The sequence below is a fragment of the Pseudoalteromonas phenolica genome, from assembly GCF_005876835.1.
Classification (GTDB): Bacteria; Pseudomonadota; Gammaproteobacteria; order Enterobacterales; family Alteromonadaceae; genus Pseudoalteromonas; species Pseudoalteromonas phenolica_B.
In genome coordinates this window covers 1-11,475 of sequence record NZ_PPSW01000008.1, presented here as the reverse complement: position 1 = coordinate 11,475, position 11,475 = coordinate 1, and the positions used below count along the sequence as shown (strand labels likewise).

The 11,475-nt window shown below is 41.4% G+C and carries 9 protein-coding genes; 3 read left to right on the top strand and 6 right to left on the bottom strand.

What is annotated here, in order from left to right:
• Positions 1-2: 2 nt before the first annotated feature.
• The 3 genes from C1E24_RS05920 to C1E24_RS05910 all read right to left on the bottom strand — a co-directional run bounded on the left by C1E24_RS05920 (position 3) and on the right by C1E24_RS05910 (position 3,010).
• Positions 3-1,352: an efflux RND transporter periplasmic adaptor subunit gene (locus C1E24_RS05920; protein ID WP_138479670.1), complete on the bottom strand. Its 1,350-nt coding sequence runs from the start codon at positions 1,350-1,352 to the stop codon at positions 3-5.
• The gene (locus C1E24_RS05915) at positions 1,336-1,980 is read right to left on the bottom strand and encodes a TetR/AcrR family transcriptional regulator (protein WP_138479668.1); all 645 of its coding nucleotides are present in this window, start codon (positions 1,978-1,980) and stop codon (positions 1,336-1,338) included. Before C1E24_RS05915 ends, C1E24_RS05920 begins: the two co-directional genes overlap by 17 nt.
• Before the next feature lie 142 nt (positions 1,981-2,122).
• A complete protein-coding gene (locus C1E24_RS05910) occupies positions 2,123-3,010 on the bottom strand; it encodes a sulfite exporter TauE/SafE family protein (protein WP_138479666.1) in 888 nt (295 codons plus the stop codon).
• A 403-nt stretch (positions 3,011-3,413) separates the two neighbouring features.
• On the opposite strand from C1E24_RS05910, the gene C1E24_RS05905 reads away from it, so the two are divergent.
• Together C1E24_RS05905 and C1E24_RS05900 are read left to right on the top strand one after the other, a co-directional pair.
• Positions 3,414-4,082, top strand: a complete 669-nt coding sequence (locus tag C1E24_RS05905) for a response regulator transcription factor (RefSeq protein ID WP_206078124.1) — start codon at positions 3,414-3,416, stop codon at positions 4,080-4,082.
• A 110-nt stretch (positions 4,083-4,192) separates the two neighbouring features.
• Positions 4,193-4,393: a hypothetical protein gene (locus tag C1E24_RS05900; protein ID WP_138479662.1), complete on the top strand. Its 201-nt coding sequence runs from the start codon at positions 4,193-4,195 to the stop codon at positions 4,391-4,393.
• A 48-nt stretch (positions 4,394-4,441) separates the two neighbouring features.
• Here C1E24_RS05900 and C1E24_RS05895 read toward each other — a convergent pair whose 3' ends face one another.
• Positions 4,442-5,629, bottom strand: coding sequence for an NAD(P)/FAD-dependent oxidoreductase (locus C1E24_RS05895; protein ID WP_138479660.1), 1,188 nt, complete (start codon positions 5,627-5,629; stop codon positions 4,442-4,444).
• A gap of 325 nt (positions 5,630-5,954) precedes the next feature.
• Between C1E24_RS05895 and C1E24_RS05890 the strand changes: the two genes are divergently transcribed.
• Complete coding sequence (locus C1E24_RS05890; protein ID WP_138479658.1) at positions 5,955-8,087, top strand: S8 family peptidase; 2,133 nt, start codon at positions 5,955-5,957, stop codon at positions 8,085-8,087.
• An 852-nt stretch (positions 8,088-8,939) separates the two neighbouring features.
• Here the strand turns inward: C1E24_RS05890 and galU are convergent.
• Positions 8,940-9,815: a UTP--glucose-1-phosphate uridylyltransferase GalU gene (galU, locus tag C1E24_RS05885; protein ID WP_138479656.1), complete on the bottom strand. Its 876-nt coding sequence runs from the start codon at positions 9,813-9,815 to the stop codon at positions 8,940-8,942.
• Between the two features lie 101 nt (positions 9,816-9,916).
• The gene (locus tag C1E24_RS05880; RefSeq protein WP_138480011.1) at positions 9,917-11,305 is read right to left on the bottom strand and encodes an MBL fold metallo-hydrolase RNA specificity domain-containing protein; all 1,389 of its coding nucleotides are present in this window, start codon (positions 11,303-11,305) and stop codon (positions 9,917-9,919) included.
• Positions 11,306-11,475: the final 170 nt, after the last annotated feature.

Below are 11,475 nucleotides of genomic sequence, written 5' to 3'. Positions count from 1 at the left end.
TATTACAGCTCCTTCACTGATGTCACCGCCAATACGGCATTTTCTGGCACTAACTGTAATTTACTGCCTGCGATCACAGGAAACAGATCTGTGGTGATCAGTTTCGCACCGACTAACTTTTCATCTTGAAATAAGAAATAATTTTGCTGCTTCAGCGCACCACGCGTATCAAGCTTTTGTAATGTGTTTTGTGCATCGGCTAGAAGCGCGTAGCGACCTTTTACTACCGCTCTCGGCACTGCAATGAAGTTTTGTTCTGTGGCTACTAATGTTACTTTTGCGCGCATACCAGCCAATAGGGGTGGCTTGTTTGCCAGCTCGATATTTTTATAACTATCGTCAATGGTGACAACCACCCCAACAGTTTGGCTTTGCGGGTCTATTTCATCACTCATGCGAGCAATTTTAGCCTGCCAGCGCATATCTTCATGGCCCAATAACTCTACCTGAGCTTGCAAACCTTGTTCGTCAAAATAGGCGGCCATACCTTGGGCTGATACCGTTGTAATATTAGGCGGACGTTGAAAGAACCCCGTAAATTGATGAAAACTGTTAAAGGTGAATTGGGCATTTATTTGTACTTGCGCCACATCGCTGGCGCTGAATAATGACATGCCCATGGTGACCCATTGCGATTGCTCAATATTCACTTTATGAATACGCCCCGTAAATGGCAGGCGAACTTGTGTACGCTCAATCGCAAGCTGTGCTTGATTCACATCGGCTTGGGCTTTATTAACTCCCGCCTGTAGAGCTTTGATCTCTAACGGCAACAAGCTTTTGGTATTTTCATTACGTTGCAAGTCTTGCTGTTGCAATAACACTTGTTGCTGGGCTCTATCTAGCTCATTTTGAGACACACTTTTTTGCTGTAGTAAACGTGCTAAACGCTCATATTCACTTTGCGCTATTTTGAGCTTGTTGTGGCTAAGTTTAATGTCGAGCGCATTATTTAATTGTGCGGTCTTCTTGGCTGCAAGTTCGACCTCTGCTGCCGCTAAGTTGGCATTGGCTTTCGCCAGTTGGAGTTGGTAATCACTGTCATCTATCGATAGTAATAAAGAGTCTTGCTCAAATAGCTCGCCTTTTTTTAATGCTGGATGTACATAGGTAATTTTACCCGACACCTCAGCAATACTATTAAATTGAATATTGGGCTCTACGCGTCCAAAGCCCACTATTTCTGGCTTTATTGCTCGCTGATTGAGCAACTGATAATGCGCTAATTGACCGTCATCTGTCGCTGGCTGATGCTGCATTGACGCATTTAATTTAACTATGATGACAACTAATAGAACGCCAATCGCCACTGCGATAGGCAAGTTCCTTCTTGCACTAAAATTCCACCTCATGAGTTTGTTGCTCCTTTAAGCCAAAAATAAACTGTAGATATAATTCCTTTACACGCTGTTCGCTTTGTATATCGGCGTCTTCGATTTGCCAAGCTTGCTGACGTAGTGTTTTAAAAATGTAAGGTGATACCAATTGTGTCATCAGTGAAAAAGCCGCCAACTTGGCTTTTTTATGATCATCAATGCCAACTTCTTGTTTGATTAACTCAGGTAAAAATTGCGACACACGCTCTGGAAACGCACTCATAAAAGCCTGCGCTAATGGTGTGGTTTTATTTAGAATTTCTTCCGCTAATAAATGCACAAATCCAGGGTTCGTTTGCAAGATTTGATTGAACTGACGCATAAAGTGATAAACAGGGCGTGTCTGTGCATGCAAATCACCAAATTGAGAAAACTGTTCATCGGCCAAGGCTTGGATAAGCTCTACGAATAAACCTTCTTTGCTATCGAAGTAATATTTGATCATCGCTGAGTTTACTTTTGCCTCGGCAGCTATCTCTCGAATAGTGATCTGACTATACGACTTTACGTTGAGTAAATGCTGTGCAGCGATAACCAGCTTAGCCTTTTGCTCCGCTTTTTTGGTTTCGCAAACAGGCCTTCCTCGAGTAACTTTTGTTGTCATTTTATTCTCTTTATATTTAATTAACCAACTGGTTAATTAAATATAAAGTTCATTATTTAGTCAACTAAAGTTTATTTTTTTATTTATAGAATAGATACTTATGCTAACTCTCTTGATTGCGAGTGCCAGTTGAAGATTGCTTTTACTGCTGCCATAGTTCATAGCCTGTAAAGAAGACTTCTAGGCTGATTAACAACAGTAAAAAACTGACTAATTGGCCAACTTTCACTTTTGAACACACATAAGCCCCGAGTGGTGCGCCAACAACAACAATAGGAATTGCGGCCAATAGATATTGTTCTATGTCAGGCGTAATTGCATTGAGATGCCAAGCATTTACGGCGCTGCCCACTAATGAAGTAAATGCCATCACCACCACGGAGGTTGCGGTGGCTTTTTTAATGTCGGCTTGGTAGGCAATGATCAGCAAAGCAAATAATGCAATATCAGAACCTGACCCCACTAAACCGCTAGCAATACCGCCAACAAATCCAACTAATAAAAATCGTCCTAGGCTAGGCTTTATATGCTCAGCACTGGGCTGATGATGTGCTTTTCGCCACCAGCGCAGTACCATGGTAATAGCGAAACACAAGAGTAGAAAACTGAATATCGATTTAACCAATAATCTCGGCGCGAAAGGGGCCACATACAACAAACTGATTGCCACGCCTAAAGCTGACATAGGCAATGCCATGAAAACGATGTTGGTATAAATAGGAATGCGACGACAAAAAATGGTGATTGCTGCTGCAGTCATACCAAAGCTCTGTATAGCCAGAGAAAACACTTTAGCAGTAGCGGGATCTATAGCTAAAACCTTGGTCATCACAGGAAATGCAACCGCTCCCCCACCTAAAGCTGTGCCACCAGCCACAAAAGAGCCTAATGCCATCGTTAATGCGACCTCAAATTCATGAGCTATTTGCAACAATGAGTTCGAGAGGCCTTGTAACCAAATCAATGCAGCATAAATTAGCACAGTAAAATAAAATGGCCATGACGATGGTCGCCGTAATCTTTCAATCATATTACACCTTGATCCCTTTCAATCTCCTGTTAAGTCTAACAATGCCTGTTTACACTTCGTATAGTCTGATAGGACCATCTATCACTCATGTTGAAAAATCAGAGATCTTGAGTCACCTGTCATTACCTCGCTCAGATTCATTATTAGATTACATAAACATTACTTACATCCGTCCATACGGCCCTATTTTGCTCGTTTCCCAGCCAGTTTTATGACAATTACTCGATATCAGCGATTTATTTTTTTTCATTCACAATTTCTTCACTTTTAATTGCTATCAATTCCGCATCCATGCTTTAATTAATCGCGCGATTAATTAAATATGAATTTAGTTACTGCACTGTCTGCAGAATTAATATGAATAAATTCATTACCTTGACATCGTATTTTAAGGAGAATGCACATGTTTTTGGGTTGTACTGAAGAGCTATCTAGTATTTTAAAGGCCATAGAGCTGTTAAAAACATCTATAAAGGACCGTTCTTTTGATCTCACTATTTTTGAAGAGGTTATGTTTTTTGCTGAAAAAGAAGCGCTATACATCGCATTAATTGATAAGTCGAACCTATCAGTTAAAACTGATTATTCAATCGAGTACTCACCTAACCAACAACAACAACTGCTAAAAACCATTAATTGCACTAAATTAAACAATATTAATTTATTAAAAAGCTATGCAAAAGCAAGAAACCCATTATCTGATATCGCGACCTATGATTTAGATAACCAAGACTCTGGATTTGTGACCTTGGTGGCCTTTAATAACAAACGCTCAAACACATCGGCCCCAGCCTCTTATTTAATTGAACTCGTTTTACCTTATCTACATAAAGCACAGCTCTTTAGGTATGAGTCTATGAGAGCTTATAACTCACCTATCCACTTACTTACAGGGCGTGAGAAAGAAGTGTTAGATTGGATATCATCAGGCAAAACCAATGGAGAGATTGGTATGATCTTAGGGATCAGCCAATATACGGTTAAGAACCATGTCGCGAAGATTTTAGAAAAATTAAATGCGCCTAATCGTTCTGCAGCCATGGCATTGAATAATGAGATAAATATTACTTAATCACTTTTTACCTATTGCAGGTAAATACTAAAGTGTTCATTATGTAGACGCTTTAAGCAAAATTTTTACAATTAGCATTTCAACAAATGCTATTACATAAGGAAATTGTTATGAAACTTAATTTACATAAAAAACATTTAAAACAGCTAAGTGCAGAGGCTCAAATCAGTCTTGAGAATACCCCTCATATTGCAGGCGGTTGGGGTGAAACACGTCGTAATTGTTTAGTAACCGTCAATGAGTGCAGAATAACAGACTTGATGTGCCCTACTTTTCTTAAAGAATGTTTAACAGAAGTAGAATGCCGCTAAGTTAAAGTAACTCAATTTAGAGGGGGATTCCCCTCTAAATTAGACTGTTTAGCAAGCTTGCCCGCATGCCCAACCACAGCTCCACGCATACTGGAAGTTGTAGCCCCCTAGCCAACCAGTCACATCGGTGACTTCACCAATAAAATACAAGCCTTTTTGCTTTTTCGATTCAAATGTCTTTGAGCTTAACTCATCGGTGTCTACACCACCCAAGGTCACCTCTGCTGTTCTGTAGCCTTCTGTGCCGTTAGGTTTGATCTGCCACTGGTGAATGTATTTTGCAATTTCATCAATTTCAGTGTGTGTTAATTGATTCAATGCTTTATCTGGAATAGCTTGTTCGTTGATCAGCACTTCAATGAAGCGCTTTGGCAAAATGTTAGACAAAGTATTCTTTAAAGACTTATTGCCTTGCTCTTTACGCCATTGATGAATAGCTTCATCTAATTGAAGGTCAGGCAATAAGTTAATCGTCACCGCTTGCCCTGCTCGCCAAAACGATGAGATTTGTAAAATAGCTGGCCCTGATAAACCGCGGTGCGTAAATAAAATATTTTCCCTAAATTCAGTGCCGCATTCACTCGAGACCAAACATGGAATACTCACCCCTGATAAACCATCAAAACGTGTTTTATCATGATCATGTAAAGTGAAAGGCACCAGTGCCGCCACTGTCGGCAACACCTTTAAATTAAATTGCTCTGCGATTTTATAGCCAATCGGCGTAGCGCCCAATTTCGGCATAGTTAAGCCACCAGCGGCTACAACCAGCGACTCACAGGTAAAGACACTCTCAGAGGTAGCTACCTGATAACCGCCTTCTGCTAACTCAGAGACGCTTAATACTTCATTTCTGAGGTGTAATTCAACGCCCGCCCATTCACATTCTGTCATGAGAATATCAACGATATCTTGTGCGCTATTGTCGCAAAATAACTGGCCTAGCGTTTTATGATGGTAAGCAAGCCCATGACGGTCAACAAGTTCTATAAAATCATGTTGTGTATAGCGGCTTAAACAAGACTTAACGAAATGCGGATTACCACACAAATAATTTACAGGGCTTGCACCCTCGTTGGTAAAGTTGCAACGTCCACCGCCGCTGATCAATATTTTACGGCCCGGTTTTTTGCCCATATCAACAACTGCAACACGTCTGCCTCGATAGCCAGCCTGAGCTGCACACATTAAACCTGCAGCACCTGCACCAATAATCACCACGTCGTATTGCAACATATTTTTCTCTGTTTAGCCGAAATCGGGGAGGATTATACCTTGATGGTGGGTCTTTTGTGCAAACAAGCATAAAATTAACATAAAATCACCAACCATTTACATATGTTTACATTGCTAGTTAAAACTCTAAAATTTCATTTAACCTTAAAAAAACCTTAATAATCAACGCTTTTTAAATTTAAAAGACGTTTATCCATCTGTATATAACCATTGCACATACATTAATAACCAAACTTACACTTCCAAAAAATTAACTTTTATTTTACTTTTCTTTCTCGCCGCAGTTTGGCGAACAAAAACAACAAGTGACTATTGGGAAACTATTATGACAATAAAAACACCATTTAAATTAGGCGCACTTAGCCTAGCAATGGCCTCTGCGATGGTAGCAGGCTCAGTTTCAGCTTTACCTTTTCAAGACCAAGTAATTACACCTTCTGTTAACCAAACAGCGGCAAAACTAAAAAGCCAGTCAACGCTTGGCACTCAGTTCATCATCAAATATAAAGACAACATGCAACAGCAAATGATGATGTCAGCAGAGTTTGGAGATCTTTCTCCAGCAATGATGAATCAGCGCGCTCAGTCTTTTGTTAAGAACTTTAAAAGTAAAAAAGCAAAAGTAACACCTCAGTACGTTCGTGCAATGGCGTTAAGCAACCACCACGTAATGCGTGTTAACAAAAAACTATCAGCGCTTGAAGCAAACGAATTAATGCAAGAAATTGCAGCATCTGGCAATGTTGAGTACATCGAAATTGACCAAATGTTAAAACCAACTGCGACTCCAAATGATCCTCAGTACTCTGATCAGTGGCACTATTTTGAAAATACAGCGGGCATTAACGCACCTGCGGCATGGGATAGCGCAACCGGTGCTGGCGTTGTAGTTGCTGTACTTGATACAGGTTACCGCCCTCACGCAGATCTAAACGCTAACCTACTACCTGGTTATGACATGATCTCAAACACACTCGTTGCTAATGATGGTGGTGGTCGTGATTCAGACGCGAGCGATCCAGGTGATGCGATTTCTGCAAACGAGTGTGGATACACTCACGGTGCACAAGGTTCAAGCTGGCACGGTACACACGTTGCGGGTACGGTTGCGGCTGTAGCAAACAACGGCGAAGGGGTTGTTGGTGTTGCTTATGACTCAAAAGTTGTGCCTGTACGTGTACTTGGTAAATGTGGTGGTTTAACGTCTGATATCGCTGACGGTATTATCTGGGCTGCAGGTGGTTCAGTGTCTGGCGTTCCTGCAAACCCTAACCCTGCTGACGTAATCAACATGAGTTTAGGTGGCAGTGGTGCGTGTAGTTCAACAACGCAAAACGCAATTAACCAAGCACGTGCAAATGGTGCGGTAGTTGTTATTGCTGCAGGTAACGACAACGATAACTCAGCAAACTACAACCCAGGTAACTGTTCTGGCGTAGTGAACGTTGCTGCGGTAGGCCGTAACGGTGGTCGTGCTTACTACTCAAACTATGGTTCAAACATTGACGTAGCAGCACCTGGTGGCGCACAAAGCTTTGCAAATGACCCTGAAGGTGTTTTATCTACTTACAACTCAGGTTCAACAACACCAAGCTCTGACAGCTATGCATATTCTCAAGGTACATCAATGGCAGCGCCTCATGTTGCAGGTGTAGCAGCACTAATCAAGCAAGCTAAGCCTTCAGCGACGCCTGATGAGATTGAAACAATACTTAAAAATACGACTAAGAGCTTCGGTGCGACTTGTAACAACTGTGGTACAGGTATTATCGATGCAGCTGCAGCAGTTGCTGAAGCTTCAGGCGGTGTAGTTGAGCCTCCTGTAGGTGACAATGTTCTAGCTGATGGCGTTGCTAAAACTGGCCTTAGCGGTTCGCAAGGCGGCCAAGACTTCTACACAATGGAAGTACCAGCAAACACAAGCAAAGTAACATTCACTATGAGCAGTGGCACAGGTGATGCTGACCTTTATGTTAAAGCAGGTAGCAAGCCGACTACATCGTCATACGACTGTCGCCCTTATAAAGGCGGTAACAACGAAGTATGTACCATCGATAACCCAGCAGCAGGGACTTACCACGTAATGCTTCAAGGTTACTCTGCGTACACAGGCGTAAGCTTACAAGGTGATTTAACTGCTGGTTCTGTAGGTCCTCAACCAGGTGGTATCACTGAAACGAACCTTTCAGCAAGTCGCAGCAACTGGGTACGCAAAACTGTTGAAATCCCTGCGGGCATGACAAGCTTCACAGTGACTGTGTCTGGTGGTTCGGGTGATGCTGACCTATATGTTAGACAAGGCAGCCTACCAACGACTTCAACTTACGATTGTCGCCCGTACAAAAACGGCAATGCTGAAACTTGTACGTTCACAAACCCACAGGCTGGTACTTGGCACATTGGTTTACGTGCTTACAGCACTTTCTCTGGTGTGACACTAGACGCACAATATAAGTAATTTCTACCCTACTTATTAGGTCTCTTATAACAAAGCCGAGCTCAGCTCGGCTTTTTTGTCGCCATTAACGATGACAAAACTACAGATTGAGTACTCCATTGCAGCTGATAAAATTGCTCATTTCACCTTGCGCAAAAATAACCTTGCTTCGCAACGTGTATTTTGCACGAAAATGACGACCTACATAAGATTAAAATACTTCGGTAGCAGCGATTTTATATCGCGTTCTGTTTTGGAAAAGGTTGTGCTTTAGCGCAACAAGGTTTTTAATTTGTCGCCATTAACGATGACAAAACTACAGATTGAGTACTCCGTAGTTGCTGATAAGATTACTCATTTCACCTTGCGCAAAAATAACCTTGCTTCGCAACGTGTATTTTGCACGAAAATGACGGCCTACATATGATTAAAACACTTCGGTAGCAGCGATTTTATATCGCGTTATGTTTTGGAAAAGATTGTGCTTTAGTGCAAGATTAAGCCCTACCGCCTATAGGTTGTGCTTTAGCGCAACAAGGTTTTTAATTTGTCGCCATGAACGATGATAAAACTACAGATTGAGTACTCCATTGCAGCTGTTAAAATTGCTCATTTCACCTTACTTCGCGCACTGTAAATGAAAAGCTCTGGTTGCTGTGTTGTTTTACATCCATGTAGCTACGCCCACCGGGTATCCATACCTTCACCTCCTCGTGCTGCGAAACTTCGTTTCGGTCTTTATAAGAGTTGAGTTGTAATACTTCCATGTAGCTTGAGAATATCTTGGCACTTTTTAAAACGGCTTAATTCACCTTGCGCAAAAATAACCTTGCTTCGCAACGTGTATTTTGCACGATAAATCGGTTTACCGAATTAAAGACTCTTCACAAATTTTGTGAAATCAGGACCTAAAGTTTCATCACGCATTGCATATTCAACAATGGCTTTTAGGTATCCCATTTTATCACCACAATCGTGTACTCGACCGCTCATATGGAATGCTTCTACGGTCTCTTGTTCCATTAGCATATCGATTGCATCAGTTAGTTGAATTTCACCGCCTGCGCCAATTGGGGTTTTCTTCAGTAATGGCCAAATGTTTTTAGACAACACATAACGGCCCACAACAGCTAGGTTTGATGGTGCATCTTCAAGCGCAGGCTTTTCTACCATAGTTTTAATTGGCGCACTTTCACCAGCACTAAGCTCAGCACCATTAATATCAGCAATGCCGTACTTGCTCACATCTACTTGAGCTACTGGCTCAAGCATGATCTGGCTAGCACTTGACGCTTTAAAGCGAGCTATCATCGCTGCCAAGTTTTCTGAACTTTGATCTGCAGTGTACTCATCTAAAATTACATCAGGTAATACCACAACAAAATCGTCTTCACCTACGATTGGACGCGCGCACATAATCGCATGACCTAATCCTCTAGCTTCACCCTGACGTACATGCATAATGGTTACGTCTTCTGGGCAAATACCACGAACTTCATCTAAAAGCTTACGCTTTACACGCTTTTCTAATGTAGCTTCAAGTTCAAAACTTGTATCAAAGTGGTTTTCGATGGCATTTTTAGAAGAGTGTGTGACTAACACTATCTCTTTGATACCCGCAGCAACACACTCTTTCACAATGTATTGAATAAGAGGCTTATCAACTAAAGGTAGCATTTCTTTAGGAATGGCTTTCGTCATAGGGAGCATGCGAGTACCAAGGCCCGCTACTGGGATAACTGCTTTCATAATTCGTCCAATTTATTATTTATCGCCATATTCTTTGGCATTTTCGTTATTTTAACGGCCTTTCGAGTCGAATAACAACCCGTAAAGTACTATTAAAAGCTTTACTCTGGGATCTGTATTTCTGTTTTTAGTAATAAAAGAGCTAACTTATTTCTAAGTGCTTGTTTTGCTGATTTATCACCATGTACAAGCTTGATCACACAAGGAGAGCTTTTCATTTTTGTTGCAAACCTAACTAAGCCAGCCTGATCTGCGTGTGCCGAATAACCGCTTATAGTATGAATAGTCGCATTGATATCGATACGCTGGTTATTAATAAACACATAACCGCCTCGTGGGCCATAGTGTTGAATGTCTCGACCTAACGTACCTGTTGCTTGATAACCCACAAATAACACATCGGCGCTTGAGTCAGGCAGAAATGCCTCAAGGTAATTCACTATGCGCCCGCCATTACACATACCGCCAGCAGCGATCACAATCGCAGGTTTGTTTCGTGTTTTTAGATAATTCACCACTGCAACATGCTCTTTATGATCGCCGATTGTGACGACACTAGAAAAGTCTAAAGGGTGTCGGCCTTGTTTTACACGGCGTTTTGCCTCGGCATCCCACAGGTCTTTAAATTCAAGATAAAATTCAGTGAAATTGGCCGCCATAGGTGAATCGATAATGACCTCAATACTCTGCCAGACTGACTTTTTAGGTGAGTTATGAATAATTTGTTCTAACTCATAGAGTAGCTCTTGAGTTCGACCAATACTGAATGCAGGTATAAGTACAACACCATTATCACTGACCGCCTTTTCAATCACTTGTTTTAGCTTTTTAGTACGCTGCTTACGGCCATCATGGTTTTTATCACCATAAGTCGATTCAAGCACTAGCACATCGGCTTTATAAGGAGGTTTTGGCGTAGGTAAAAGAGGCGTATAAGGCGCACCTAAGTCACCTGAAAAAACGACTCGCTTAGCGCCTTGATTTTGATTCTTGTATTGACTCTGACTTTGCACTATATCGATTTCAACATATGCAGAACCCAATATATGACCTGCACGCTGAAATCGTAATTTTGTAGATGTTTGACAGGGTAGCTTAAGTTCATGCCATTGATTAAAAGCCACTGGTATAACTAGACGAGCAAGTAATTTAAGGCAGGCATCAATCAGCTTTTGATCTCGCGTTACACCAACCTTAAGCGCATCTTCAATCACAAGAGGCAATAGCTTCGCAGAAGCAGGTGAACAATAAATCGGCTTTTTAAAACCCGCTGCTAACAAGTAAGGAATACGTCCAACATGATCAATATGACAATGCGTGACAATAAGTGCTGATACGGTATTTACATCGAACTCAATATTGAGAGAGTCGCGTGTATCTTCACCTTGAAATAAACCGCAGTCTATTAAAACACTCGATTGCTCGCTTATCACAAGTTCATGACAAGACCCCGTTACACCCTGTGTTGCACCATGATGTTTAATGATGATATCGCCACTTCCGTTTGGCATATATTGTTCCTTTATCGTTTTGATGAAGTTTATTGATAAAACAATAACTAAACTATCTGGCTAGGTAAACTAATACCTAAAAAACAACAGATTGTGTACTCCATTGCAATTGCTAAAATTGCTCATTCCACCTTGCGCAAAAGTAACCT